This is a genomic window from Oceanobacter antarcticus (assembly GCF_044962685.1).
GTDB classification, from domain to species: domain Bacteria; phylum Pseudomonadota; class Gammaproteobacteria; order Pseudomonadales; family Oceanobacteraceae; genus Oceanobacter; species Oceanobacter antarcticus.
Genome location: NZ_JBBKTX010000011.1, coordinates 60,395 through 86,942 on the forward strand (window position 1 = coordinate 60,395; position 26,548 = coordinate 86,942).

Here is a 26,548-nt window from a genome sequence, read left to right on the forward strand (position 1 = left end):
CATGCCAATGACCCATTTTTCGCAAGCCATCAAAGAACCACAACCCAGCATGAATCGTCCAGGCAGCAATGCTTGGCTGGGTGACGTCACGGTTTCCAAAGATGAAGATAAAACCATCGTCGGCGGCTTCTTCCGCATGGAAAAATCCGATGCCCCACTGGTGTACGAATACACCTATCACGAAATGAAAATCATCGTCGAAGGCGAAATGGTTATCACCGATGAAACTGGCTACAGCGTTGAAGCGAAGGTTGGCGACGTGTTCTATTTCGAGAAAGGCAGTGTCATCACCTTTAATTCGCCCAGTTACGGCATTGGTTTCTTCTGTGGCCAGCGCCGCGAAGGTGAAGGCTGATCAAGGACTGACACGATCGCCTTCGCCAGTGACCCCGCAACCGGTTAACGCCGGTTGACGGGAGCATGTGAACGAACCCTGGAGCCAGCGATGACCCTGACTGAATCGATTGAAATTGACGAGCGCATCAAAAGTCGCCCGGAATATCGGCCGCTGACCTTGCTCAGTGGCAAGCAGTGGCAGATTTTTATTGCCCAGAACGAAGACCAGACCGGCCTGAAACAGATGCACGAAGAGTGTGTGGCCATTGCCCGACCGGGGCATATCGTACTCTGGGTAATGGTGGGCGACGATCTGGCCGACAGCCTCAAGTTGCTGGCTGACGCCCCGGTTGCCGCAGCGGTGTACGTTGCGGGTGACGAACCCTTTCTTTGGGATATTCGCAACGCCCTGCTGGGGATGGATTTTGCACCCGACCAGATTCAGTTAATGGCACCTGCCAGTCATCGGCGGCGGCTGTTTTGCACTCATTGTTACACGCTGACCGAGGACGTGACCCATTCACCGCACCGGTGCTCCGGTTGTGGCGAATTGCTACTGGTACGAGATCACTTCTCCCGCTTGCACGGAGCCTATGTCGGCGTGTCCATTAATGCCGAAGATCGTAGCCAGACCTTCCAGCCTGAAGAGGTGCAATAATGACCGTCAGTCACTCCGTTAACACGCTCAAGGTCAAGGTCGCTGCCGTCTCCGCCGTGGCACCGACCATCAAGGAATTTACCCTTGAATCTGTCGGCGCTGCCTTGCCGCCATTTTCACCCGGTTCCCACATCGTCGTGACGATGTCGGGTAGCGATGCCAACGGCAAAGCCAAAAAATGGAAAAATGCCTACTCGTTGTTGAGCGATCCGCGCAACACCGACGCCTACAAAATTGCCGTGCGGTTGCAAGAGGTGTCCCGTGGTGGCTCCGAGTTTATGCACAGTCAGGTACAAGTCGGCGATGTGCTGGAGATTACTCCGCCAGCCAACCTGTTTGCGCCGCTCTGGCGGGCCAAAAAACACCTGCTGATTGCCGGTGGCGTGGGGATTACCCCGTTTATGTCCTACCTGCCGGAGATGCAGCGCCAGGGTGCAGATTTTGAACTGCATTACTGCTTTCGTGGCAAACAGACCGGAGCTTATGCCGAAGAACTGCAACAGACACTGGGTGACGCCTGTGTGCCTTACGACGCCGATGCAGGGACACGCTGTGATCTCGCGGCCTTGTTGAAGCAGCAACCCCGAGGCACCCATGTCTACGTCTGTGGGCCAGAACTGCTGATCGAAGGGGTACGGCAAAACGCCGCCCAAATGGGCTATCCCGCCAGCCTGATTCATTTTGAAGAATTTGCCGCCCCGAAACCGGGTGCGCCGTTCCGCGTTACCCTGAAACACAGTGGCCAGACCATCGACGTGGGTGCCGAAGAAAGCCTGCTCGAAGCGCTCGAAGCCGCCGCAATCGATGTTCCCAATATGTGTCGCGGCGGGGTGTGTGGGCAATGCCAGACCAAAGTGATCGAAGGCGAGGTTGAGCACCGGGACAACTACCTGGGTGCCGCTGAGCGAGCCGATTGCATCATGCCGTGTGTCTCACGGGCGAAAAGCAAAACCCTGATGCTGGAACTCTAAGTGTATCAGCCAAGTACGAGGGCTGTGATAGAGCCACAGGGTGCGTATGGCGCACCCTGGCAAACCAGAACAGGCGCGTTTGTCCAGTAGGGTAAATGCTAACCAAGAGGGATATGTAATGCGTATTGCACCGACCAAAATCGAAACCTTCCGGGACGACTTCAGCTATGCCAACAGTGAGTTCGCCATCCAGCGTTTTCCGTTCCCCTTCCCGGAGGATCAGTACAGCTACTCGGTGAATATCGAGCCGCATACCCTGCCGGGTAAGCCAGGCAGCATTAACGAACACCTGTTTGATATCGACGAGCATTACCTTTCGGAAATGCACGAACGAGGTCTGGTGCTGGCCGAAAACCCGCAGCGTTGCCTTGCCATGCCGCATATGGATCTGGCCTGCTGGGATCTGATTGACCGCGCCATGACCACCCTGTCCGAGGATTACCCGGACTGGTTCAGCCTCAGTAAAGACGGTGATCAATGGCACTGGCACAACCAGCTGTTAAATATTGAAGATACCTTCACTTTTGGTGACAGCAGCACATTACCCCTGCCGCCGCTGGAATATATTGGCCGTCAGGTACAGGGTGATATTGCCTTGCTGGATCAGCGTGATGGCGACCTGTTTATGGACGCCGGTATCATCACCTGCCCGGCCGACTGGTCACTGGCGTTTGATGCCGGTATGAGTTTCAGTGAGTGGCACGGCCCGGTGCCCATGGCGCACGAAATGGGCATTTTTGAACGGGCGCTGAAATACCTGACGGCAATTCAGGTGAATCGTCCGGTTCGTCGCCTCAACTGGACATTAACCATCAATGCCCGTATGGACACTTCCCCTGAGACATACCCCCGTTGGGGTAACGACAGAGCGTCGATAACCCCCGACAATATCGGTGAAAAGGTACATCTTCGGGTCGAACTTCAGGTGATGGATCGTATGCCACGCTCCAATGCGCTGATGTTCAGTATACGTACCTACCTGGCCAGTTTTGATGATCTTTGCGCCAACCCGGAATGGGCACGACGTCTGCATCGTGTAATGAAAGACCTGCCCGCTCCATTGATCGAATACAAGGGTCTCACGCGCTTTCATCCAATGCTGGTGGAGTGGTTGGCGCAGTATGAGTCAACGAATTGAGCGGTAGGGATGTTTTGAAGGCTCATCATGGCCTGATCACAAGATGACCTGAGTCAAGAATCGTGCTGAAAACCCGCTGCCTGCTGGCGGCGTAAAAAACCGAATTATCAGCCTGTGTTTCAAGCCCGCAAGTTTTGCCCGCCGTTTTGGCGGGTTTTTTTTTGTCTCCGATTGAGCGCCTTGCTACCAAGGTACTGTCTTTGGCTTGCCCTGCAGCCACCAAAGAACAGCAGGTATCTGCTTTTATACAGGCTAGATTGAATGTTTTTTCGACCTGTCTGAATGGTGCGGATACCCCGTCAGTTCTGCGTAAGCAAGGCTGAACCATCCAGATTTGCAATAGCAATGGCCCATAATATCCACTGCAGACTGACATAAAGCCGTGATAGCGTTGGACTAAAGTCGTACGAAGTCTGGTTGGTGCTGCGCCAGATAGCGCGACCGATTTTTTCTCAAGGGAGAGTTTTTTATGCGTAGACCAATACGGATTGCCGTAACAGGTGCCGCTGGCAGTATTGCCAGTCATTTATTGTTCAAGATTGCCGCCGGTGAAATGTTCGGCAAGGATCAGCCAGTGATCCTGCAACTGATCGAAATTCCCCAGGCAATGGAAGTCTTGCTGGGCCTGGCGATGGAGCTGGAAGACTGCGCTTTCCCGTTGTTACACACCATTACCCTGCACGACAACGTCGAAGAAGGTTTCAACAACGTTCACTACGCCCTGTTGATTGGTGCTACACCGCGCCGTCCGGGGATGGAACGCAGTGACCTGCTGGAGAAAAATGCTGCCATTTTTGCCAAGCAAGGCAAGGCGCTGAATGACTTCGCCAACCGCGATGTCAAGGCGCTGATTGTCGGCAACCCGGCCAATACCAACGCGCTGGTGGCCGCCCGTAACGCCCCCAAACTGAGCCCGTCACAGTTCACAACCCTGACGCGTCTGGATCAGAACCGCGCTGTTGGCTTGCTGGCCAACCACACCGGGGTGAACCCGAAAGACATCGACGGCGTGATTATCTGGGGTAACCACAGCACCACCCAGTTCCCGGATCTGTATCAGTCAACCCTGTACGGTCGCCCGGCCATGCCGGTGATTCCGATGGATTGGTATACCGAAACCTATATGCCCGCCGTGCAACGACGCGGCGCGGCGATTCTCGACAAGCGTGGCGTTTCCAGTGCGCCGTCTGCGGCCCAGGCCATTGTTGACCATATGCACGACTGGGCACTGGGTACCAAGCCGGGCCAGATCGTCAGCATGGGGATCGCCAGCGATGGCAGTTATGGCATCGCCAAGGGTATCTATTACTCCTTCCCGGTACGTTGTGACTACGGTCGCTACCAGATAGTACAAGGCATCGACCTGAACGAATTCCAGCAAAGCATGCTGGTCGCCACCGAAGCAGAGCTGCTGGAAGAACGAGCCGGGGTTGATCACCTGTTGCCGAAGGACACCGAGGCCACGCATACCAACCTGAGCATTTGCCTCAAGTCCGGTGTGACGCTTTATGCCGACGAAACCGGCCCTGGCGAGAGCTTCAAGTTCTTGCGTATGAACCGGGTAATGTAACGGCTGTCCGCAGGGATTGGGCCGGATACCAACCGTGCATGCCACTGGTGTGCACGAGCGGTTGGTTGTTAACAGGTTGGTTGTTAACGATTGGTGGTTGAACAACGTCTTGCAGGCCAGTGCCCCGCACTCCTGACGGACTCTTTAATCCGATTCGAGACTCCGCCGTCATACCGCTGATCTTTCAGTTATCGATCTGATCAAATACTTGAATATTCAATTGAATAATTTTTATTTGGCGTTGTACCATAGCTCAACCAACCTGATTAAACGCCAGAGGTGGAGCATTGATGAACGAGACCGATTCCCTGAATTCAGCCGGTTTGGCGGCAACATTACGCCGCATAGAAGCAGGGGAATGCAGCGCCATCGACGTGATCAATGCCTGCTTCGATCGTATCGAAACCCGCGAACCCGACGTGGGAGCCTGGCAAGTTCGTTTGTCCCGAACGGGCTACCTGCACAATTATCAAGCGCGACAGGACTTTTATCAGCAGAGCCTGCTCAAGGGGCTGCCAGTCGGCATCAAAGACATCATTGATACCGCCGATATGCCAACCGCCATGGGTTCGCCCATTCATCAGGGCAGGCAACCCATTGAAGACGCCACCTGTGTTGCCCTGATTCGTGCGGCGGGTGGCATCGTACTGGGCAAAACAGTGACGACGGAATTTGCCTACTTTCGGCCCGGAAAAACCCGCAATCCACACGACCTGGCCCGCACCCCCGGTGGCTCATCGAGTGGTTCCGCCGCCGCCGTGGCCGATGCCATGGTACCAGTTGCCCTGGGATCCCAGACCGCTGCCTCAGTGATCCGGCCAGCAGCCTACTGTGGCTCGGTCGGGTATGTTGGCAGTCGGGGAGAGTTCTCGTTGCGTGGCGGCCAGCCGCTGGCACAATCGCTGGATTCATTGGGACTGTTTGCCCGCCAGGTGGAAGATATCCAGTTACTGCGAGCCGTATTGCTACGGCAGTCGGCACTGGCTCCACAGCCTGCACTCAAGCCTCGTCGTATGCTGTTGTGTGCCGGGGAAAACGTGGGGGACACCGCTATCGATATGAATACGGCACTGCAACAGGTTGCTGAGCGTCTGCAACAGGCCGGTGTTGACGTCATCTGGCTCGATGCCGGTACGCGCCTGCAACAGATGGTGACTCATCATGGCCGTATCATGGCGTGGGAAGTATGCCGTAACCTTGTTATCGAATCGCAACAACCGGAGTTGCTCAGCGAGCCATTACAGGCGTTGATGAACGATGGTTTAACAATGCCGCGTGCAGATTACCTGACCTCACTGAGTGCGGCGGACTCCACCCGCGACTGGCTTTGGTCGCAACATGATCAGGTTGATGCCATCCTGGCTCCAGCGGCTCCCGGCGTTGCACCACAAGGTCTGGAAAAAACCGGTGCACCGCATATGAGCCGTCCCTGGCAGGCCATGGGCTTGCCGGTCATTACCCTGCCAGGCGAAGTCGATCGTGATGGATTGCCACTGGGTTTGCAGTTGATCGGGCGAGCCAGGGAAGATGATGCGTTGTTGCGACTGGCGGCCTGGTTTGAACAGCATATTATTCGATAACCAGCAGTACACCGGGTTTCCGGGTTGTGATACCACTCGCTGACGTCCGCCTATCGAGTGATAGCGACAGCGCGTCTCCGACGGTTATGATGGCGGTATTCCGTCGGAGATACCCCATGACCGCAAAACAGCTGCGTGCCTTTCTGGCTGTCGCCCGTACCCTCAGCTTTGCCGAAGCCAGCACCCAGGTGCACCTGTCCCAACCGGCACTCAGTCTGGCGATCAAAAATTTGGAAGATACACTTGGCGGACGCTTGCTCAGCCGTACCACCCGATCGGTGGCATTAACCCCGGAAGGGCAGGCGCTACTCCCCATCGCCCGCCGTCTGATGGCCGATTGGGACAATGCCGAGGAACAACTGCAAAAACGTTTTGCCCTCAAGCTGGGCCAGGTGGCGATTGCGGCAATGCCCTCTTTTGCCGCCAGCCTGTTGCCCCAGGCACTCAAGGTTTATCGTCAGCGTTTCCCTGATGTCCGGGTCGAAGTGCATGACGTGGTGGCCGAACAGGTCGTCAGTATGGTGCGTTCCGGCCGTATCGAAGTGGGCGTCTCGCTCAGTCCGGACGGCGCCTCGGATCTGGGTTTTATGCCCCTGTTCAACGACGAATTTGTCGCCGTACTGCCGCCGAATTCCACCCTCTCGGCTACCATGCCCGCACAGCTGCCCTGGGCACGGCTGCTAATGGAAGACTTTATCGCCCTGCAACGGCCATCAATTGTGCGGCTGATGCTGGAAAATCGTCTGGCGGAACATAATATGGCGTTAAACGTCGCCTACGATGCCCATCAACTGGCGACGGTCGGACGTATGGTGGCCGCCGGACTGGGGGTCAGTGCAGTACCGTCCCTATGCCGTCAGCAAATGGAAGAGATGGGCGCTGTGTGCGTGCCACTGCAAGACCCGACGATCGGTCGGGAAGTCGGCATTCTGGTGAAAAAAGGACACGAACTGTCGGTGGCCGCCCAGGCATTGGTGGATGTACTGGGCGAGTCGCTAGGGCAGAGAGGTTGATTACCGGATTGCCTGGTATATGGGGACTTTGAGTGTGGTGCGACTTTGGTATTTTGAAGGACTGTACGTGGCGGTGGAGCCATGGATGCTACCCAGCATCAGCAAGCCAGCAAAGGGCTGGGTACACTGTTTGCAGAGTCTCATTGTGAGGTCGACTATCACCGCGAAGACGTGTTCAAGCTGCAAAAGTCTGGCTACTGTAGATTGATATATCGCGTGGGAATTTCTTTTCTTTATCTGTGCCCTTGCTCATTCTCTTTATTGAGCGCATTACTTTTACTGAATGGCTCCGAGTTCGCGTGCTTTGGTGGCTGCCTGGGTTCGATTGCTTGTTTCAAGCTTCTGGTTAATCCGTTTGAGATGGGTTTCTACCGTGTTTTCCGAGATAGTCATCAATCTGGCAATTTCTTTGTTGGCGCAGCCTTCACTGACGAGTTTTATCAAGTCGGTTTCTCTCGGTGTTAGAGGATTCGGGAGAATCAACGGAGTTGCTTGGTAAGAGTCATCCAAGGCATTTTTACTGATGGCTGTGGAAAGCTTGTCGATATAAGGCTTCCAGGCCGTGCAGAGACTGGTTTCAAAAGCATTCAGCATATTGTTGATATACCAGGGTTCATCAGCCAGCAATCGTAGCAGACCATGTTGCTCGCAAAATTTGATCGTAATTTTGAAATGATGTAGTGCATGAGCGTGGTCGCCATAACGATAGAAAGCCTGAGCCAGAAGATTTTGCAAATGTGCGCGTCGGTATAGTCGGTTGTTTTGGGATGCCAATTCGATCAGCTCAGGCAATCTGTCGATAGCCACTGCCGGGTTACCGGTAATAATTTCCATGCGCAGCTCGGCCAGTTCGCACTCTTCAATTTCATTGGCGAACAAGTGAAATCCGTTGTGTACCGACCAAATACTTTTATTACAGCCAAGCTCCAGGTAACGTTTGGCGGATTCTGTATCACCCTTGAGTAAGCTGAACCGACACTTCTCTAGCCAAGCTGACGCTTTGGCTCGGTTGACACCCCGTCGATCTCCGATATTGCCTAGCTCAGACAGCAGGGCATCGACTTGTTGATGTTCTCCGAGTAGATGGGCACAACGGGCAGCTGTTCGATAGGACATGATAATCGTATCGAGGTCGCCTGTATCTTTCAGGGTGGGAATGTGTTTCTGGATCAGTTCACAGGACTGGGTCAGATTGTCGCCCTCATACTGAGAGCGGGATATAAAACTGGCCGCGATACTTTTGGCAGCACCCTGGGCTTCTTTACTACCGAATTCAAAAATCGCTGTGGCAGACTCCAGATTACCGTGCAGAAATTCGATTAAACCTTCGAAACAATAGGAATACACCTTGGGCCAGGCTTGTAGATCCGGGCCTGAGGTTTCGTAAATCTGTTTCGCTGTTTCCAGCGAAATAATTGCACTCTCAAACTCGCTGTTTGATATATGGTGGTAAGCGGAGATGTTGCAGGCAATGCTGCTGAGCAGAGGGTCATCTCCTGGTGTTTTCTTGAAATTTTTGATGTCTTCCGCAGTGCGGTCATGACGGTCGCTGAACTCATGTAGCAGGGCCAGCTGTACACACACCTCCTGAGAAACGTCCCCCCCCTCTGCTTCCTCTAGTATCTGGTATCTTGCTAGGGCCGCTTCCGCCTCATGGTATTTATGCAATGAGATCATGGCGTAGGCTTTGGCGCGTTGGATGTTGATCTGGTTTTCTGCCAGCTTGGTCGGGATTCTGTTCACCCAAGTGGCTGCGGTATCCATTTGTGCTACGCCAATCAGACCCATAATGCACTTGTTCATCATGGTCGCGGCCAGTGTCATGTCATCGGATTGCAGGGCATGCTCAACTGCGGGTCGTAAGCGATTGCGGCTGAAATACCAGTTGGCGACCTTGTGGTTCAATGTGGGAATGTTCTCTGGTTGTCGGGCTTTTAGTTCATTGAACAGGAAGTCCCGGAACAAGGCATGGTATTTATAGGAGATAACTCCTGGTTCTAGTGGTTGGCTGATTCTGGAAATAAAAAGGTTGTTCTGTTCAAAATAGGTTAAAAGCTCCTGGCTGTCTGTCTGATCCAGCAAGAAGTTACAAAGATTACTGTTCAACTGTTCGAGGATGCTGGTGGAAATCAGGAAGTTTCTAGCGTTATCAGAGAGTTGGGACAGAACATTTTCAGCCAGATACCTTGCAATGTGATCGCTGCTGCCAGAGAGGTTCTCCAGCCAGTTAGTTGGTTTATCCTGGTCTTTCATGGAAAGCAGTACCAGTCTGATACCTGCGGCCCAGCCCTGTGTTCTGGCTATCACGATTTCTATATCGGATTCTGTGAGTTGAGGCTTTTGCTGTCTGTTGAATAGTGCCAATGCCTCTGGCTGATCAAAGCGCAGGTCTGATTCATCCAGACTGAGTAATTGACCGCTTATTTCCAATGATGATAAATGTAGAATCTTGGTATTTCGGCTACCTATTATTATTTTTTTATCAATAGGAAGGTAATTAATCAGCTCCTGGATTATTTTAATAACTTCCGGGTTCTTGATATGTTCAAACTCATCAATAAAAATATAAAAAGGGTTTTTTGTGGTTGTCAGTTTATTAACCAATAAGGCTATATGGTTTTTGATGCTGAAATACTGTGTAGGGCTGGAGTTTCCGATGTCTGGTGATGGTAAAATATCAAAAGGAAGAAGCCTTGAGGCCACTTGGTTTAAATAAACTAAAAAACGGCCGAGATCATTATCTCGTTCGTCAAGGGTGAGCCAGCCAGTGGGAGTACCTTCCTTTTCGACGGATTGATGCAGCTGTGCAAGCAGGATGGATTTTCCAAAGCCTGCCGGTGCAGTAACGATGGTGATGCGTCTATCTGATTGTTTGATCCGATTGATCAATCGCGATCTGACGATGGCATCCGGGGTTTGTGATGGTGCTCCGAGCTTTCCCATGATGAGACGTGGAACTGCTCCAAACTTGAATAAACCTGGAAAGGATACTGGCTGCTTGTCGGAAATTTTCATGCGTCTATTGCCTTTTCTCGACCGTTCTCCATGTCTTTTCAAGACGCAGATCAGTCTTTGATTATTTTTATTATTGAGAGCTGCTCTTTGGCAGTTTTTGAATACTAGCAGATTGCCTCTTTAATTGAATATCACGGTTTTCCGTGATTGTTCAATGATGATCAGGCGTTTAAAAATGATTACAACGCTGGTCATTGCATCGATTGCGGTTTGGCCCTGTGCCGGGTTCGACGATCTGATCCCGTGGCTATTGATGAAAATAAAATAAAAGCCTTTTGGAATTCTATGATTATGAAATCAGCATCTACTGACTCTGTTGATAGCGGTCGCCCAGATCATCCGCCATTCAATTGGTCTGAAAAACCACATGTCAAACTCGCTCCAACGGGTGCAGACCGGCAGTTGAGTGAACTAGAAAGCACAATGCAGGACATGGTTCACTCATTCGCTGAAAAAGTGATGCGTCCTATTGGTATCGCCCTCGATAAAATGACGCCAGATGAGGTGATTGCTCCTGGCTCGCCGTACTGGACCTATCTGGAAGAGCTCAAGAAACTGGAAATAACCCCAAAAACTTTCATGGATTTGTCGCCGGAAGAACGTGGCCGTCTGTTCCCGATTGTTATGGAAGAAATGGGCTGGGGAGATGGCGGCCTTTCTATTATCTATGGTGCCTGTTCGTTGCCACCCTTGATGGCATTGGTATTTAACCGGACTTTCCTTATTGAACGTTTTCCCGACACTTTACGTGGTTGTTGGGCTATTACCGAACCGGATCACGGTAGTGATTCTCTGGATATCAGTCGCCAGGCATTTCATGCCCAGGGAAATTATGGACGCCCCAACTGTGTGGCGACCATTCGCGGTGACAAGGTTGTTGTTAATGGTCAGAAAGCGGCTTGGGTATCCAACGCACCAACGGCCGAAGTGTGTGTTTTGTTCTGTTCTGCCGATACCGGCGATGGTGCTGATACCCAGCATGGTGTCTGTATTCTGGTGCCGATGGATGCGCCTGGTGTTACCCGCGGCAAGCCGCTGGACAAAATTGGGCAGCGTGCACTGCCTCAGGGTGAGGTGTATTTCGATAACGTTGAATTGACTACCGATTATCTCGTCGCGGGTCCTGAAGATTATCAGCGGGCGGTGTATCTCATTCACGCCGAAGCAAACAGTCAAATGGCGTGTGTCTGGACGGGTGCTGCCCGTGCTGCTTACGAATTGGCTTTTGAGTATGCGCATCAACGCAAGCAGGGTGGCGTTCCGATTATTCGTCATCAGGCTGTTGCTGCCCGGCTGTTCCATATGTATCGCAAGGTTGAGGCCTCACGGGCGTTGGCACAGCGTGTCGCTTTGCATAATCACACAGCAGAAATCCCCTCCCTCCAGTCTGCCATGGCGGCCAAGATTACGGCCACTCAGACCGCTTTCGAAGTGGCCAGCGAGGCTTTGCAGGTGTTCGGAGGCAATGGTCTTACCAAAGAGTACCAGATCGAAAAGATCCTCCGTGATGCTCGCGCCTCCATGATTGAAGATGGTTGTAACGACATTCTTGCTCTGAAAGCAGGTTTTAACATGATCGATCCTGATTTGTTCTAAGCCTCGTCGATTAAAAACTATTCTGGAGTTCAAATGAAAACGAATGCAATTGTGGCGGGCGTAGGTATGACGACGTTCGGTCGTCATATGAATCGCAATCTCAAATCTTTGGCTGGTGAGGCGATTAGTCAGGCCATGGAAGATGCCGGTATCTCTCCGCAAGATCTGCAAGCCGCTTATATGGGCAATGCGGCAGCGGCAGTGATTACTGGCCAAATGTGTGTGCCGGGGGAAATCGTTTTACGCGAAGTTGGCATTGGAGGCATTCCGGTTGTCAATGTCGAAAATGCCTGTGCCACTGGATCTACTGCATTTAACCAGGCTGTTGCCATGGTGACGGCAGGGGCCTACGACGTGGTACTGGCATGCGGTTATGAAAAGCTGGTTCACGAAGACAAGGCGAAAAGCTTTTCGGTTTTTGCCGGTGCGGCGGATGTAGAGCTGCAAGCCGAACTTGAAGCGACCGTCAATGCTCGTATGAAAGCCGCTGGTATGACCGTGACGGAAGGAGGTCAGCGCTCTGTATTTATGGATATCTACGCCATGATGACCGCTGATCACATGAAGAAATATGGTACTACCCGAGAGCAAATTGCAGCTGTGTCGGCGAAAAACTCATATCACGGCAGCATGAACCCGCGCGCCCAATTCCGTGATGTCGTCACGGTTGAACAAGTACTTGCGGCTCGAGAAATTGCTTATCCACTGACCTTGCCTATGTGCTCACCTATTGGTGATGGTGCTGCCGCTGTTGTGGTTGTCAGTGAGCGAAAAGCCCGTGAGCTGGGTTTGAGCAAACCGGTGCGTGTGCTGTCGTCCGCATTTAAAACCGGCTGGGACTTCGCTGAGGGTGAGAGTGAAGCAAGTGTGTTTGAAGCCACAATTGCCCAGGCTTACGAAGAAGCTGGAGTTGGTCCGTCTGATCTGAGTCTGGTGGAACTTCACGACGCCTCTGCACCTTCTGAAATTATTCATACCGAATATTTGGGTTTGTGCCCTAAAGGTGAGGGTGGGCTGCTGGTTGAGTCTGGTGCTACCCGTTTGGGGGGACGTATTCCAGTGAGTACTTCTGGTGGTTTGCTGCGTAAAGGCCACCCAATTGGTGCTACCGGTATTGCCCAGATTGTAGAACTGACCGAGCAGCTACAGGGCCGCTCTGGTGCCCGACAGGTCGAAAGTGCTCGCATCGGTTTGGCCGAAAACGGTGGTGGATTCGTAAAAGACAGTGTTGCGGCACTGATCGTGACGATTCTGGCGGTATAGGGATATTACTTATGAAGAATATGAGCATTATCGCGAATATCGTCGCTGAAGGTGTGGCGCGAGAGCCGGATCTGGATGTTCTGACCTTTGTGGATGGTGAACGCGAAGAGGTTCGTACCTACCAGCAGCTTTGGGATAACAGCCAGCGTATAGCCCTTTCTTTGAAAGAGAGCGGTATTCATACCGGAGATCGTATCGGCCTGCTGATGCAAAATCATCCCGAGTTTGTAGAAACCATGATTGCTGCCGCCATTCTGGGGGCGGTACTGGTGCCGATTGACCCGCGTACCCGTGGTGAAAAACTGACATTCATGCTGAATGACGCCAGTTGTCTGGGGGTGATCTGCGCCGATTACACCTTGCAGGCTTTGCTTGAGTGTGTGGATGCAGTCCCCAGTCTGGTGTTCGCCTATGTGGTTGGTGAGAACTGGCTGGCTGGGAATAGCTCGTCAATCACCCCCGTATCCATGGCAGATGCCCTGGCAACTGCACTTCCTGAAATAGAGCTTGAGGTGATGGCCAAGGATGACGCTGCGCCGATGCAGATCATGTACACCTCTGGAACGACGGGAGACCCTAAAGGTGTGATTGTTCGGCACGGCCGTTTTGGCTTTGTGGCAAATCAGGGTCAAGCGGTTTTTGGGTATACCCAACAGGATCGCCCTTATACCGGTTTGTCCCTGACGCATGGCAATGCCCAGTTTCTGACCCTTGCTCCGTCATTGAAAATGGGATTGCGAGCGGTGATCAGCCGTCGTTTCACCAAGTCCCGCCTGTGGGACATTGTCCGGCACTATGGATGCACCACGTTTTCACTGCTTGGTGGCATGGTGACTGCCATCTACAGCGAACCGCAGCGAGCTAACGATGCTGATAACCCGGTACGTCTGGTTATCAGTGCTGGTATGCCTGCTGTTCTGTGGAGCGATTTTGCCCGGCGCTTTGGTGTTGATATTTTTGAATTCTATGGCGCTATGGAAGGTGGCATGACCATTAATCCGCCAGGTGTCGGCCCGATTGGCAGTTGTGGACGCGCACCGTCGGTGCTGAAAGCGATTGTGGTGGATGAACAGGGCAATGAAGTACCTCCTGGAGTACCCGGTGAAATCTGGTTCCGGCCTGCCGATGGTTCGCCTGCTGTCGTGGATTACTTCAATAATGCGCAAGCGTCGGCTGCCAAAGTCGAAGGCGGCTGGTTGCGCACCGGCGACGTGGTGACGATGGATGCTGATGGCTGGGTGTTCTACCAGCATCGCAAGGGTGGTGGTATTCGTCATAACGGAGACTTTATCAACCCCGGTTTTGTGGAAAAGGTGGTGGCTGAGCATCCTGATGTCAGTGATGTGGCGGCTTACGGTATTCCAGCTGCATCAGGCGCGCCGGGTGAAAGCGATATCGTCATCGCTGTGGTTCCGGGAAAAGCGGATGGTTTTGACCCGCAGTCGGTATTCGCCTGGTGTCGGGGCCGCCTCGAAAACAACATGATCCCCGAATTTATTCATGTAATGGAAGAACTCCCGAAAACTGCCACAGAAAAAGTGCAGCCACGGTTTCTGGTCGAGAAATTCAAGGCAGGTCTGGACCCGATCTATCGGGACCGTATTGGCTGATCCTGTTGAGTGCCTTGTGCGTTAAATCCCTCAAAAAATAAAAAAGGAAAAACTATGAACTCTCCGAAAGTCGTTGTTTATGGTGCCAGTGGATACACCGGCAAGCATCTTGCCTGGAAACTGGCCGAGCGCAAAATCCCGTTTATTGCTGCCGGACGCAATAAAGAGCGATTGGAAAAGCAACTCGGTGCTATGGAAGAACTGCAAGGTGCTGAATATGAGGTGGTCGCGGTTGAACACACCAAAGAAGCACTGACCAAACTCTTTACCGGGAAAAACGTCGTTCATAACCTCGTTGGCCCTTATATGCAGTTGGGCAAGCCGGTTGTGGAAGCGGCACTGGAAGCCGGTTGCCACTATCTGGACTGTACCGGTGAGCAAGACTGGATGTTCTTGCTGAAGGCTGAATATTCTCAGCGCTTTGCGGATAAAGGGCTGGCGTTATTGCCTGCTACCTCTGCGATGTGGAACCTGGGACTGATGGTGGCCGAAAAGGTACTGGAAACTGATGGCATCGATTCTCTGGATATTACCTACACACTCTCTGGTGTGCCTTCTGTGTCCTCAACCCTGTCATTCATGCGGATGTGCTGTCAGCCGCAATATCGGCTGCAGAACAACCAGCGAGAAGCCTGGCCGATCGAAGGTGTCAATATGGTGGTGCCGGGAATTCATGAAGTGCTGATGGCCTTGCCATGGAGCGGTGGTGGTGAGTCTGTCTGGCTTGAGGACGACAAACGTGTCATCAACTGCTCAACTCTGGTGACCTTCCGCAATCAGGCTCTGATGAATCTGGTTATCTCGCGCATGAAAGAGTTTACCAGTGACTATCAGCACCGCTCAGCGCAAGAGCAGGAAGAAGCTACCAATCGCTGGGCGATGGAAATAGCGCCGCAAGGTGAGCCTCCACGGGAGGATTTTGATATTCATCGGGGTTTGATTACCTGTCATGGTCGTGGCCGTACCACCATGCGTTCGGTGTCTCTACCGGGAGTTGCATTCGGATATGTGGGTACTGCCTCTATGGGAGCTCAGGTGATTGACACCCTGCTGCGGGGACAGCAGCGCGCGGTAGGGATGGTGCCTGCCGCTTACGTGGTGGGTGTACGTGAGCTTCATGCCGAGCTTGTGAGTCAAAAGGTTGCTGGCGATATGGTCGACATTATTCGCTGATCCATGCAATTCGGCGGGGCGTGGCTATCGGGCCGGATCGCCCCTTCAGAACAAATTCAGGAGACAGTATGAAAAATCTCAGTAACTCAAGGTACGAGGGGCTGACCGTCCTGGTGACCGGTGGTGGTGCCGGTTTGGGTGAAGCCATTTGTGAGCGTCTCGCTGCCGAAGGTGCTGCTGTCGCCGTGCTGGATTATTCCATTGAAGCGGCGCAACGAGTTGCTAGCAAACTGCGGGAGCAAGGTGCCAAAGCACTGGCTCTGTGCGCAGACGTGACCAGACCTGAACAGCTGAAGCAGGCGATTGCCACCTTGCTTGAAGAGTTTGGCCAGTTGGATATGGCGGTGAATAACGCCGGAATAGGCATTCCGTTTGCCCCTCTGGCAGATCAGGAGGATGAGACTTGGGCACGAGTGATTGATGTCAACCTGACTGGCGTCTTCAATAGCATGAAAGCCGAACTGCCGCATATGCAGGAGCGTGGAGGTGCAATTATTAATATTGCATCGGTTACTGCGCTGATGGGTATTGCCGGTGTCAGCCCGTACGTGGCAGCCAAACATGGTGTGCTTGGTCTCACCCGTTCCGCCGCTATCGAGTATGGAAAGTATGGCGTGCGAGTCAATGCGGTTTGCCCAACATTTGTGCGAACTGCACTGACTATGGCTGAATTAACGGATGAAGAGCAATGGCAAGCGCTGGATGATATGCATCCGATGGGGCGTTGTGCCACCCCTGAAGAAGTCGCCGCCATGGTGGCCTTCTTGGGCAGTGCCGAAGCGGCCATAGTCACCGGTTCAGCCAATACAGTTGATGGTGGTTTTACCACCGGTCGGTAAGTTACCAACCAAGGAGTGTATCGATGGATATTCGCAACAGGGTTGTCATTGTCACTGGCGCTACTGGCAGCATAGGTCGGGGTGTGTGTCTGCTACTCGCTGCTTGCGGTATGCAGGTAGTGGTCGCTGACCTTGATCAACAGGTCTGCGATCGATTTGTAGATGAATTGGTAGGGCGGGGGTACAAAGCCATCGCAGTGGCGGTGGATGTGACTAGCCGTAAGGCGACCGTAAAAATGGCGGCTACGGTACTGGAGCGGCTTGGCACCATTGATGTTCTTGTCAATAATGCCGGCATTATCGGTCTGGCACCTCTGCAGGAATTGGAGGAAGCCGTTTGGGATCGAGTGATTGATGTTAATTTGAAGGGCAGTTTTCTATGTGCCCAAGCCGTCGTAACCACAATGATTAAACAAAAGCGTGGACGAATTATCAATGTGGCTTCCGTCGCCGCTGCTCGGCCTGCACCCTTTCAGTCTGCTTATGCTGCTACAAAAAGTGGCGTATTGGGGTTGACCCGGGTTTGGTGCCAAGAATTGGCTGCCTACGATATTACGGTAAATACGGTTTGTCCCGGGTTTGTGGATTCACCGATGTGGTCTGAACATTTGGGCCCGGCGTATGCTGCTGTATCGGGTGTTGAATCGGCAGCTGTTCTGGATGCCTTGTCACGGGCTAATATACCGCTGGCTCGTCCACAGCAGCCAAAGGACCTGGGGGAGGCTGTAGCCTATATTGCTGGAGCCGACAATGTCACCGGGCATACCTTATATGTCGATGGCGGATTTACTCAAGCGTAGTTGTATCAATAAAATTTGATAGATTAATGCTTTTGAATTCCTCAATTTAATCCGGCAGCCCCCGAAGGGCGCGGGTTGCTGCCAGAGTCGAGCGCTGTGCAGGATTAAATAGATGGTTATTTGGGGATGGCTTTGGTTTTATGTCAGGAGTTTTTGTTGTTTATAACGGGTATCCGGTATTGGTCATTGATGGTTTTTAACTTACATTAACAAAGTTAGCAGAGGGGATGATGTTTTCCTCTTAGTCTTTCATTGTCACCGCCTTTTTATCTGTCTCAGTCGGTGCTAGCAGGCACCTTTTTACGGCTCCTTTAGGGGCCGTTTTTTTCTTTCAATAACCCATTTACCAAAGCCATTAAATTAATCGGCAGACGACGATTTGCATGTAAGAGAAGGCTTGTGTCCGATAAATGATCATAGATTGTCGCTTCAAACGCGGGTAAATCCGCCCCTGCATAAAGAAAAATAATCCGGATTAAGTTATAGGTCACGGGTTTCCGTGATTGTGGACGTGGAGTGTCTGGCTGAGAATAAAATTTCCCTAATAATAAATAGAAATGAGATGGCGCTTCTAGGGATTGCCATCCGAGTTGAAGGGTTTAATATGACTAAATCTGTTCCAGATCCACATGGTGTACAAGGTACTCCACAGCGAAAGTGTGTTCTCTCACTTGCCATTGTGGCTATGCTAGGAGGTGGTGTTCCAGAAGCACTTTCTCAATCGATCAATACGGGCAATCCCGACTTGAAAGTCCGTTGGGATAATACATTTAAATACACGGCAGCATGGCGTGTTAATAAGCCTGATAATTATGTAGCCTCTGGTGAGTCCGGTGAGCAGCCGAATACGGATTATGGAGATCTTGCGCATGACCGAGGTCTGATCAATAATCGCCTTGATCTACTTTCTGAGTTTGACCTCCTTTATAAAAACTACGGATTCCGTATATCGGGTGCTGCTTGGTACGATGATCATTATATGAATGAATATAATGACTATCCGGATGGTAATCCTCCAAATACCCAGGCAACACTGGCGGGTGAAAAAAACAATCGTAATTCGTCTGATGTTCAGGACGTCATGGGGCGCCGGGTCGAAATTCTGGATGCCTTCTTGTACGGCCGTTTTATGACGGGTGAAGAATCCGGTATTACTGTGCGTGTGGGTAAGCATACCCAGCTCTACGGTGAAACCCTGTTCCTGGGTGCCAACGGTATTGCTGCGGCACAGGGGCCGGTCGATCTGATCAAAGCATATTCTTTGCCAAATGCCCAATTCAAAGAAATTGCCATGCCCGTAGGGCAGGTGTCTACCGACTTCCAGCTTTCCCCTGATGTATCTGTTGGTGCCTACTATCAGTACGAATGGAAGCCGATACGATTGCCGGCAGCGGGAAGCTATTTTGGTGCCGCTGACTTCGTCGGTGATGGCAGTGATCTGTTACTGATTCCTTTTGGATCTGGTGTAGCACCTCGTGTATCCGATCTTGAGGGTGACGACAGCGGCAACTTCGGTGCCCGTATTAAAATCCGCATCAGTGATACCGATTATGGTGTATATGCCGCTCGTTATAGCGAAAAAGCCCCTATTCCAGTAGTCGATGTGGCTACTGAAACTTATCGCTTGATGTATGCGCGAGACATTGACACTTTTGGTGCCAGTATTTCTACCGTGTTTGGTGAAAGCAATGTTGCTGGTGAAATATCCATACGACACAATACACCACTGGCCCCCTTGGGAGATCTGATAATTAGCACCATGGCCGATGCCGATAATAAAGATAATACGCCTTATGCACGCGGTAACACTTTTCATATGAATTGGTCTGCCATTTCAGTGTTTACAGCGTCGTCTCTTTGGGATGGTGCCAGCTTTGTTGGTGAAATCGCCTATAATCGGTTGATGAGTGTTACCCATGACCCGGTTAGTGCGACGGGGCTGGCGGCTAAAAACACTACTAGTACACGTGGCCATTCTGCCGTTCGATTTGTATTTCAACCCGAATATTTTCAAGTTCTTCCTGGGATTGATATGCAGGTTCCAATTGGTGTGGGTTATGGGATTAGTGGTCGTTCAGCAATATTTCAGATGGTTCCTGAGCATGGTGGAGATATTTCCGTTGGTATTAACGCCGATATTCAGAGGATTTGGAAACTCAGCTTCAACTACAAACATTTCTTCGGCGATGACGGCCCGGCTCCGGTATTGGCATCGGAAGATGCGGCAGCATCCAGCTATGCCAGTTATGACCAGTACTACGGCGATCGCGATTTTGTTGCATTGACTGTTCAGCGTTCGTTCTAACGAAATATAAGGATCTGGAAATGAAATTTTTTAATAAGGCTGCGCTGGCATTCGCGGTAGCATCGATATGTTATATCCCGGCAATATCTCAGGCCGGTGTGTCTGCTGAAGAAGCCGCCAAACTCAAGACCACTTTGACCCCGCTGGGTGCGGAAAAGGCGGGCAACGCTGATGGTAGCATCCCTGCCTGGGATGGCAAAAGTGCTCCTCAGGTTGCCAAACTGAATACCGGCCACTCTGCTGATCCGTATGCCGCCGAAAAGCCGTTGTTTTTTATTGACGCGAACAATTCTGGCCAATACGTCGACAAACTCAGCCAGGGCACGATCGAGTTGATGAAGAAATACCCAAGCTTCCGGGTTGATGTTTATCCAACGCATCGTACCGCTGCAGCACCACGCTATGTGTACGAAAACACTTACACTAATGCGACCAGGGCCTCTTTAGGTGAAGACGGTGAAGTGAAGAACGCCTTTGGTGGCGTGCCGTTCCCGATTCCCAAGTCTGGTGAAGAAGTCATCTGGAACCACATTTTGCATCCTCGAATCAGCTCTTCAGAGTTCGGTTTGAAGAACGTCGTTGGATCGTCCAATGGCCGCTGGACTATCGCTACCCGTGCAGAAAACAACAACCAGTCGCCGTACTATGCCCGTAGCGGCAATGCCGAAAAATGGAGTGGTGATTATCTGCTAGCGCGGTTCGTAAACACTGATCCACCGTTCAAGGCTGGTGAAGCGCTGGTGATTCGGGATAACGTGAGTTTGGTTAACAGCCGACAGGCGTGGCAGTACCTGGTGGGTCAACGTCGGGTTCGACGTGCCCCAACGGTGGCATATGATACACCTGACTTCGTGGCATCTGGCGCGAATTACTTCGACGAAGTGATTGGCTTCTATGGATCACCAGATCGCTACAGTTGGAAGCTGCTTGGCAAGAAGGAAATGTATATCCCTTACAACACTAACGGTTTCCAGGCGACGCCGATGGATGATGCGCTGGTGCCTTTTCACTTTAATCCAGACAAGGTGCGCTGGGAGCTGCACCGGGTTTGGGTTGTAGAAGCAACGGTTGCAGCTGGCAAGCGTCACGTTCTGCCGAAACGCACCTTCTATTTTGACGAAGATACCTGGGCGGTATCTATGATTGATGGATATGACGCCGAAGGTAAATTGTGGCGTTCCTCTTATGTTATGCCAACAGTTGAACCGGATTACCCGATCGTCATTGCGGACACAACATTTGTATATGATCTGCAGGCTAAAACCTTCAGTTGTGTGCAGTGCTTTAACGAAGAATATTTTCGAGTTGTGGATGATAAGCCAAATAGCTTCTTTACCGGGGCTTCAATGGGGGCCAGTGGTCTTCGTTAAAACTTCTTAAAGGTCAGTCCCGGTTTTCGTTCGGAAGGCCGGGTTGACTCATTCACGTTTCGGAAATCAGGTAATTTTATGACCAAATATCTACGGAATATCTCACTGATTCTTGGTTTGGCTTTTATCTCAGTGAATGTTTTTTCAGAAGATATGGTTCGTTTGGATCCTCTGAATATGGAGAGCACGAAATCATCACGTGCCCATCATGTATTAATCACCAGTGTGGTGCGGGCAGCCGATCGCTTGGTGGCGTGCGGCGAGCGTGGTGTCGTTATGCTTTCTGATGATTCAGGCCAAAGCTGGCATCAGGCCGACTTTGTCCCTGTGAGTGTCACGCTCACCAAACTGTATTTTGTTGATGCTGACACCGGTTGGGCGATCGGTCATAGCGGTGTGGTGTTGAAGACTGTGGATGGTGGTAAGCACTGGAAAAAGCAGCTAGACGGTTTTCAGGCTGCGCAGATTGAACTTAAGGCAGCTGAAAAGGATAGTGCTAATGACAGTCGCATGCAGGCAGCCCGCTATCTGGTGCAGGATGGTGCCGACAAGCCATTTCTTGGAATACATTTTACCGATGCGTTGCACGGCATCATCGTTGGTGCCTATGGTATCGCGTTTGCAACCCGTGATGGTGGCAAGCATTGGGAAAGTTTGATTGGACGTATCGCAGACCCCGCAGGTCGCCATTTGTATGCTGTTGTCCAACAGGAAAATTTCATATACCTCGCCGGTGAGCAGGGAGCCCTGTTTCGTTCCGATGATAACAGCCAGTCATTCTCTTCACTGAATGTGGGCTGGGATGGATCTCTGTTCGGAATTCTGCCGCTAGGTAACAAGAGCCTGATTGCCTATGGCTTGCGTGGTAAAACATTCGCGAGCACGGATCAAGGAGAATCCTGGAAAGCACTCAATCTGCCAGAAACCTCTATAGTCGCTGGTCATATTTTGTCAGATGGAGCGATTGTGCTGGCAGACGAAACCGGTCAGCTGCATTTGAGCAAGGATGCAACATTCTTCAATTCTGTGGGCTTGTCTGCCAATGGACCGATTTCGGCATTTATTGAATCGGCAGACAAACAGCTAATCTTTTCTGGTGCGAACAATCTTTCGCGCCGGTCACTGAAATAAAAATGGAGTATCGTCGTGCATCATGCCCAATCTGAGCACCCGGTTATTCAGGATCTGGTCGAATTTAATCATAATTCGGGATCTCGGGTTGAACGTCTGCTGTTTAATCATCGACGTATTGTTATCGGAATATGTTTGATCTTGACATTATTACTGGCTGCGCAGGCAACCAACCTGCGATTGGCTGCTTCGTTTGAAAAAATGATTCCGGCTAGTCATCCATATATTGTCAATTATTTTGCAAATCGATCCGAGCTATCTGGCCTTGGTAATGCTGTCAGAATATCTGTCGAAAATACCGGCGGCTCGATCTATGATCGTGAATATCTGGATGTGTTACGTAAAATAAATGATGAGGTATTCCTGACCGAAGGTGTCGAACGCCCTTATATGAAGTCCCTTTGGACTCCATCTACTCGCTGGGTTGCGGTGACCGAGTATGGTCTGGATGGAGGGCCTGTTATTCCTGACGATTATGATGGTTCCCAAAATTCGCTGGAGCAGGTGCGTATCAACATTGAGCGTTCCGGGGAAATCGGCCAGCTGGTGGCTACCAATCTGAGATCAAGTATTGTTTTTGTGCCGCTGCTGGAGCGTGATGATCTTGGCAATAGACTGGATTATCATACGTTGGCAACCCATCTAGAAGAGCTTCGTAGCAAGTATGAGTCGGAAAAAATCCGTATTCATATCACCGGTTTCGCCAAAGTTGTTGGCGATTTGATTGACGGTCTTGTGCAGGTACTCGGATTTTTTGCACTGGCGATCACCATTTGTATTGGTGTGCTGTTTTGGTACACACGTTGCGTCCGCAGTACTCTGCTAGTGGTGCTTTGTTCTCTGATTGCTGTCGTATGGCTATTGGGCCTGTTGCCAGTACTCGGCTATGAACTCGATCCTTATTCCATTCTGGTACCGTTTATGGTTTTTGCTATCGGCATGAGCCACGGCGCCCAGAAAATGAATGGGATCATGCAAGATATTGGTCGTGGTACTCATCGACTGGTTGCGGCTCGATATACCTTTCGGCGTCTGTTCCTGGCGGGGTTGACCGCTCTCGGGGCCGATGCGGTGGGGTTTGCCGTAATGATGGTGATTGATATCCAGATTATTCAGGATTTGGCCATCACCGCCAGTATTGGTGTGGCAACCCTGATTCTCACTAACTTGGTATTACTCCCCATTTTACTGTCATATTCGGGGGTTGATCCGAAAGCGGCCCAGCGTAGCTTGCGTTCTGAGCAGTCTGATTTGCAGGATGCTATGCATAAAAAACACCGCTTCTGGGATTTTCTGGATCTCTTTACCCGCCGTAAATACGCGTCTATTGCCTTGTTGGTAAGTATCGGGCTGGGGTGCTTTGGGCTGGTGGTCAGCCAGCAGTTGAAAATTGGGGATCTGGATGCTGGTGCGCCAGAGTTACGCCCGGATTCACGCTACAACCTGGATAACGCCTTCTTGGCGGCCAACTACTCAACCAGCAGTGATATCTTCGTTGTGATGGTGCGTACTCCCCAATACGAGTGCGCCAATTATGGCACTCTGATCAAAGTAGATGCGCTGGAATGGCAGCTGCAGCAACTGACGGGTGTGGAGTCGACCCGGTCTCTGGCCAGCCAAGCCAAGGCCGCTGCGGTAGGGATGAACGAAGGGAGTCTGCTGTGGTATGAAATTCCACGTTCTCAGTCGCTAATCAACTCGATTGTTACCCGTGCTTCTCGAGAACTGTTTAACCAGAACTGTGACCTGCTGACGATCTACGCATATCTGAAAGACCATCGCGCCGATACTCTGGAAGAGGTGGTACAGGTGGTAGAAGCCTTTGCCGCAGCCAACAACACCGCTGATGTAACCTTTATGCAGGCCGCTGGCAGTGCCGGGATTGAAGCGGCAACCAATATTGTGGTGCGTAAGGCAAATTCTGAAATGCTGCTGCTGGTATATGCAGCGGTCACCCTGCTGGCTTACATCACCTTTAGATCCTGGCGGGCGGTTATATGTGCAATTATACCGCTGGCATTGACGTCTGTGTTATGCGAAGCATTGATGGTTTTTCTGGGTATTGGCGTCAAAGTGGCAACCTTACCTGTTATTGCCTTGGGGGTTGGTATTGGTGTGGATTATGCCTTGTATATCCTTTCGGTTACGCTGGCTAATTTGCGGGCGGGTATGACTCTGTCCGAAGCGTATTATCGTTCGTTACTATTTACTGGGAAAGTGGTTGTATTAACCGGAATTACATTGGGGATTGCCGTTTGTACTTGGGTTCTTTCACCTATAAAATTTCAAGCTGATATGGGTATCCTGCTGGCCTTCATGTTTGTCTGGAATATGATTGGTGCTCTGATTCTTATTCCATCTCTCGGTCATTTCCTGTTGCGCTCTGAATATAAAGAGATAGCTGATGAAAATAATATGAATATACGGAGTAAAAATACATGTACCAGCACCTGCTAGTACCTTTGGATCAGTCGCCCCTGGCTATGAGATTGGCGGAATATTCGATCAAATTTGCCAGTGAGATCGGAGCGACGATGACATTTATTACGGTCTGTCAGGACTTTGAAGGCACTGCTGAAGGGGCTCTGCAAAGAACTCTGTCTCCTGATCGTTTTATAGACATAGCACTCCATGAAGCCAAACAGACTCTCCAGGCGGCATTGGATCTCGCTGCCTTGCATGGTGTCAGAGCGGTTACCCAGCTGCGTATAGGTGATGCGCCGTTTGAGGAAATTATTAACGAAGTCCACAGCAGCGCTTGTGACCTGGTGGTGATGGCTTCTCATGGCCATCATGGATTGGAGCGATTATTGGTTGGCTCACAAACACAAAAGGTGCTCGATTCCGCATCGGTGCCGGTGCTGGTTATGCCGTTGAGATCAAACGGAGAATAAACGTAATGCCTTCTAACGTAATGCTTTCTAAAGGGTGCATCTAAAAATATAGCAAGCGATGAAAGAACAAGGAAAAAAATCGACGAAAAGCGCAGTTTATGAGTAATAAATGAGCATTTCTAGTCGATTTTAAACGCCTTCATTTCGAGCGCAATAATTTATAGATGTACCCTAAAGCTGTTTTTTTAAAGATGGGATAAACAAGATGATAAAAATAAATGTTATGTACCCGGTCACTGAAGGTGCCGGATTCGACCTGGATTATTATTGCAACAAACATATTCCCATGGTGGCCGGACTGCTGGGATCTGCCTGTAAGGGGATTCATGTAGAAAGTGGTCTTTGTGGGGGGGAGCCGGGTCGTCCGGCACGATTTGAAGTGATGACCGGAATTCTGTTTGAGCGTCTAGCAGACTACGAAAGCAGTTTTGCGGCGGCGGGTGTATTGATGGCCGATATTCCCAACTTTACGACTATTCAGCCCTGGGTCGAAGTGACCGATGTGTGTATTGATCAGAGGGAGAGTGAATGAAAATTCTGGTATGCATAAAGCGGGTTGTGGATCACAACGTTAAAGTTCGGGTCAAGGCTGATAGTAGTGGCGTGGATTTGACCAATGTCAAAATGGCCATTAATCCCTTTTGTGAAATTGCCGTCGAAGAGGCTGTCCGCTTGAAAGAAGCAGGTATCGCCTCTGAAGTTGTGGTTGTCTCTGTTGGGCCTGATGTGGTGCAAGAACAGTTGCGCCTGGCGCTGGCGCTGGGCGCTGATCGTGGCATTCAGGTGAACACTGATGCCGTTGCCGAGCCTCTTAATATTGCCAAGCTGTTGGCCGCTCTGATGAAGAGCGAAGAGCCGGGGCTGGTCATTCTGGGTAAGCAGTCGATTGATGCAGATAACAATCAGACAGGTCAGATGTTGGCGGCTTTGACTGGACGTCCTCAGGGAACTTTTGCGTCCGTTGTTAAGGTAAATGGCAGCAAAGTTCAGGTAACTCGGGAAATCGATGGTGGCCTGCGCACAGTTGAGTTGGCATTGCCCGCCGTTGTAACTACCGATTTACGCCTGAATGAACCGCGTTATGCAAAATTGCCTGATGTTATGAGGGCTAAGAAAAAATCGATGGCGGTGGTGACTCCGGAAGAGTTAGGCGTTGAGCTGAAGCAGCATGCACGGGTCTTGAGCGTGGATTCACCCGAAGCGCGTCAGGCGGGTATCAAGGTGGCCAGTGTGGATGAACTCGTGGATAAACTGAAAAATGAAGCCAAGGTGATTTGAGGGTACGG

Annotated in this window: 21 protein-coding genes; 20 read left to right on the forward strand and 1 reads right to left on the reverse strand. The window is 51.2% G+C overall.

What is annotated here, in order from left to right; genetic code table 11:
• Position 1: 1 nt before the first annotated feature.
• The 7 genes from WG929_RS10315 to WG929_RS10345 all read left to right on the forward strand — a co-directional run bounded on the left by WG929_RS10315 (position 2) and on the right by WG929_RS10345 (position 7,266).
• Positions 2–355, forward strand: a complete 354-nt coding sequence (locus tag WG929_RS10315) for a cupin domain-containing protein (protein WP_369855882.1) — start codon at positions 2–4, stop codon at positions 353–355.
• Between the two features lie 90 nt (positions 356–445).
• Positions 446–994: a dimethylamine monooxygenase subunit DmmA family protein gene (locus WG929_RS10320; protein ID WP_369855881.1), complete on the forward strand. Its 549-nt coding sequence runs from the start codon at positions 446–448 to the stop codon at positions 992–994.
• Complete coding sequence (locus tag WG929_RS10325; protein ID WP_369855880.1) at positions 994–1,965, forward strand: PDR/VanB family oxidoreductase; 972 nt, start codon at positions 994–996, stop codon at positions 1,963–1,965. The genes WG929_RS10320 and WG929_RS10325 overlap by 1 nt, the downstream gene beginning before the upstream one ends.
• A 118-nt stretch (positions 1,966–2,083) precedes the next feature.
• Positions 2,084–3,103 (forward strand): heme-dependent oxidative N-demethylase family protein, encoded by a 1,020-nt coding sequence (locus WG929_RS10330; protein WP_369855879.1) that lies wholly within the window; start codon positions 2,084–2,086, stop codon positions 3,101–3,103.
• Positions 3,104–3,572: 469 nt separating this feature from the next.
• The gene (locus WG929_RS10335) at positions 3,573–4,673 is read left to right on the forward strand and encodes a malate dehydrogenase (RefSeq protein WP_369855878.1); all 1,101 of its coding nucleotides are present in this window, start codon (positions 3,573–3,575) and stop codon (positions 4,671–4,673) included.
• A gap of 290 nt (positions 4,674–4,963) precedes the next feature.
• A complete protein-coding gene (locus WG929_RS10340) occupies positions 4,964–6,253 on the forward strand; it encodes an amidase (protein WP_369855877.1) in 1,290 nt (429 codons plus the stop codon).
• Between the two features lie 116 nt (positions 6,254–6,369).
• A complete protein-coding gene (locus WG929_RS10345; RefSeq protein WP_369855876.1) occupies positions 6,370–7,266 on the forward strand; it encodes a LysR family transcriptional regulator in 897 nt (298 codons plus the stop codon).
• Positions 7,267–7,542: 276 nt separating this feature from the next.
• On the opposite strand, the gene WG929_RS10350 is transcribed toward WG929_RS10345, so the two are convergent.
• Positions 7,543–10,281 carry a winged helix-turn-helix domain-containing protein gene (locus tag WG929_RS10350; RefSeq protein WP_416205958.1) on the reverse strand — a complete coding sequence of 913 codons (2,739 nt, stop codon included), beginning with the start codon at positions 10,279–10,281 and terminating at the stop codon, positions 7,543–7,545.
• Positions 10,282–10,704: 423 nt separating this feature from the next.
• Here WG929_RS10350 and WG929_RS10355 point away from each other — a divergent pair, with 423 nt between their 5' ends.
• The 13 genes from WG929_RS10355 (at position 10,705) to WG929_RS10415 (ending at position 26,540) form a co-directional block, all read left to right on the forward strand.
• A complete protein-coding gene (locus WG929_RS10355) occupies positions 10,705–11,877 on the forward strand; it encodes an acyl-CoA dehydrogenase family protein (RefSeq protein ID WP_416205959.1) in 1,173 nt (390 codons plus the stop codon).
• Between the two features lie 33 nt (positions 11,878–11,910).
• Positions 11,911–13,140 (forward strand): thiolase family protein, encoded by a 1,230-nt coding sequence (locus WG929_RS10360; RefSeq protein WP_416205960.1) that lies wholly within the window; start codon positions 11,911–11,913, stop codon positions 13,138–13,140.
• A gap of 11 nt (positions 13,141–13,151) precedes the next feature.
• Positions 13,152–14,750: a class I adenylate-forming enzyme family protein gene (locus WG929_RS10365; protein WP_369855872.1), complete on the forward strand. Its 1,599-nt coding sequence runs from the start codon at positions 13,152–13,154 to the stop codon at positions 14,748–14,750.
• 54 nt (positions 14,751–14,804) lie between these two features.
• The gene (locus WG929_RS10370; protein ID WP_416205961.1) at positions 14,805–15,923 is read left to right on the forward strand and encodes a DUF5938 domain-containing protein; all 1,119 of its coding nucleotides are present in this window, start codon (positions 14,805–14,807) and stop codon (positions 15,921–15,923) included.
• Between the two features lie 68 nt (positions 15,924–15,991).
• The gene (locus WG929_RS10375) at positions 15,992–16,762 is read left to right on the forward strand and encodes an SDR family NAD(P)-dependent oxidoreductase (protein WP_416205962.1); all 771 of its coding nucleotides are present in this window, start codon (positions 15,992–15,994) and stop codon (positions 16,760–16,762) included.
• Positions 16,763–16,785: 23 nt separating this feature from the next.
• Positions 16,786–17,562 (forward strand): SDR family NAD(P)-dependent oxidoreductase, encoded by a 777-nt coding sequence (locus tag WG929_RS10380; RefSeq protein ID WP_416205963.1) that lies wholly within the window; start codon positions 16,786–16,788, stop codon positions 17,560–17,562.
• A gap of 604 nt (positions 17,563–18,166) precedes the next feature.
• Complete coding sequence (locus WG929_RS10385; RefSeq protein WP_416205964.1) at positions 18,167–19,867, forward strand: DUF1302 domain-containing protein; 1,701 nt, start codon at positions 18,167–18,169, stop codon at positions 19,865–19,867.
• A gap of 98 nt (positions 19,868–19,965) precedes the next feature.
• The gene (locus WG929_RS10390) at positions 19,966–21,237 is read left to right on the forward strand and encodes a DUF1329 domain-containing protein (RefSeq protein ID WP_416205965.1); all 1,272 of its coding nucleotides are present in this window, start codon (positions 19,966–19,968) and stop codon (positions 21,235–21,237) included.
• A 78-nt stretch (positions 21,238–21,315) separates the two neighbouring features.
• Positions 21,316–22,368: a WD40/YVTN/BNR-like repeat-containing protein gene (locus WG929_RS10395; RefSeq protein ID WP_416205966.1), complete on the forward strand. Its 1,053-nt coding sequence runs from the start codon at positions 21,316–21,318 to the stop codon at positions 22,366–22,368.
• A gap of 15 nt (positions 22,369–22,383) precedes the next feature.
• Positions 22,384–24,825, forward strand: coding sequence for an efflux RND transporter permease subunit (locus WG929_RS10400; RefSeq protein ID WP_435873316.1), 2,442 nt, complete (start codon positions 22,384–22,386; stop codon positions 24,823–24,825).
• Positions 24,807–25,262, forward strand: coding sequence for a universal stress protein (locus WG929_RS10405; protein WP_416205967.1), 456 nt, complete (start codon positions 24,807–24,809; stop codon positions 25,260–25,262). The genes WG929_RS10400 and WG929_RS10405 overlap by 19 nt, the downstream gene beginning before the upstream one ends.
• Positions 25,263–25,467: 205 nt before the next feature.
• A complete protein-coding gene (locus tag WG929_RS10410; protein WP_416205968.1) occupies positions 25,468–25,794 on the forward strand; it encodes an EthD family reductase in 327 nt (108 codons plus the stop codon).
• Complete coding sequence (locus WG929_RS10415) at positions 25,791–26,540, forward strand: electron transfer flavoprotein subunit beta/FixA family protein (RefSeq protein ID WP_416205969.1); 750 nt, start codon at positions 25,791–25,793, stop codon at positions 26,538–26,540. The genes WG929_RS10410 and WG929_RS10415 overlap by 4 nt, the downstream gene beginning before the upstream one ends.
• Positions 26,541–26,548: the final 8 nt, after the last annotated feature.

Excerpts from the sequence above, each read along its gene's own strand:
- WG929_RS10355 (WP_416205959.1), top strand. The coding sequence starts at position 10,705 with ATGCAGGACATGGTTCACTCATTCGCTGAAAAAGTGATGCGTCCTATT.
- WG929_RS10315 (WP_369855882.1), top strand. The coding sequence starts at position 2 with ATGCCAATGACCCATTTTTCGCAAGCCATCAAAGAACCACAACCCAGC.
- WG929_RS10365 (WP_369855872.1), top strand. The coding sequence starts at position 13,152 with ATGAAGAATATGAGCATTATCGCGAATATCGTCGCTGAAGGTGTGGCG.
- WG929_RS10325 (WP_369855880.1), top strand. The coding sequence starts at position 994 with ATGACCGTCAGTCACTCCGTTAACACGCTCAAGGTCAAGGTCGCTGCC.
- WG929_RS10415 (WP_416205969.1), top strand. The coding sequence starts at position 25,791 with ATGAAAATTCTGGTATGCATAAAGCGGGTTGTGGATCACAACGTTAAA.
- WG929_RS10375 (WP_416205962.1), top strand. The coding sequence starts at position 15,992 with ATGAAAAATCTCAGTAACTCAAGGTACGAGGGGCTGACCGTCCTGGTG.
- WG929_RS10345 (WP_369855876.1), top strand. The coding sequence starts at position 6,370 with ATGACCGCAAAACAGCTGCGTGCCTTTCTGGCTGTCGCCCGTACCCTC.
- WG929_RS10370 (WP_416205961.1), top strand. The coding sequence starts at position 14,805 with ATGAACTCTCCGAAAGTCGTTGTTTATGGTGCCAGTGGATACACCGGC.
- WG929_RS10405 (WP_416205967.1), top strand. The coding sequence starts at position 24,807 with ATGTACCAGCACCTGCTAGTACCTTTGGATCAGTCGCCCCTGGCTATG.
- WG929_RS10360 (WP_416205960.1), top strand. The coding sequence starts at position 11,911 with ATGAAAACGAATGCAATTGTGGCGGGCGTAGGTATGACGACGTTCGGT.
- WG929_RS10380 (WP_416205963.1), top strand. The coding sequence starts at position 16,786 with ATGGATATTCGCAACAGGGTTGTCATTGTCACTGGCGCTACTGGCAGC.
- WG929_RS10350 (WP_416205958.1), bottom strand. The coding sequence starts at position 10,281 with ATGAAAATTTCCGACAAGCAGCCAGTATCCTTTCCAGGTTTATTCAAG.
- WG929_RS10335 (WP_369855878.1), top strand. The coding sequence starts at position 3,573 with ATGCGTAGACCAATACGGATTGCCGTAACAGGTGCCGCTGGCAGTATT.
- WG929_RS10330 (WP_369855879.1), top strand. The coding sequence starts at position 2,084 with ATGCGTATTGCACCGACCAAAATCGAAACCTTCCGGGACGACTTCAGC.
- WG929_RS10385 (WP_416205964.1), top strand. The coding sequence starts at position 18,167 with ATGACTAAATCTGTTCCAGATCCACATGGTGTACAAGGTACTCCACAG.
- WG929_RS10395 (WP_416205966.1), top strand. The coding sequence starts at position 21,316 with ATGACCAAATATCTACGGAATATCTCACTGATTCTTGGTTTGGCTTTT.
- WG929_RS10340 (WP_369855877.1), top strand. The coding sequence starts at position 4,964 with ATGAACGAGACCGATTCCCTGAATTCAGCCGGTTTGGCGGCAACATTA.
- WG929_RS10410 (WP_416205968.1), top strand. The coding sequence starts at position 25,468 with ATGATAAAAATAAATGTTATGTACCCGGTCACTGAAGGTGCCGGATTC.
- WG929_RS10320 (WP_369855881.1), top strand. The coding sequence starts at position 446 with ATGACCCTGACTGAATCGATTGAAATTGACGAGCGCATCAAAAGTCGC.